Here is a 234-nt window from a genome sequence, read left to right on the forward strand (position 1 = left end):
TACGTCTTTTGATGACGCCCAAGACATGGCGTTTGCCGACAGTGAGATGATGGGAGATATCTTTTTGCAAGCACTCGACGGTGAACCAGCCCCAATCACTATTCAAACAAGCACTACCCAAACAAGCAAGACTCAAATAAGCCATACTCAAAGTGTCGATGTATCAACTCAGTCATCGTTAGGGGGACAGCCGACCTACTCGCCAACAAGTGCTAACCCACATTTTGCGGTGTT

Annotated in this window: 1 protein-coding gene; it reads left to right on the forward strand. The window is 47.4% G+C overall.

Annotated features, from left to right (window positions below; all coding sequences use genetic code 11):
* Positions 1-46: 46 nt before the first annotated feature.
* On the forward strand, positions 47-234 hold a 188-nt coding region (locus tag ACSV5T_RS10415), incomplete at its 3' end, for a hypothetical protein (RefSeq protein WP_438321102.1).

Origin of the sequence: Veillonella sp. ZSJB6 (genome assembly GCF_051549505.1) — a bacterium.
Lineage (GTDB): Bacteria > Bacillota > Negativicutes > Veillonellales > Veillonellaceae > Veillonella.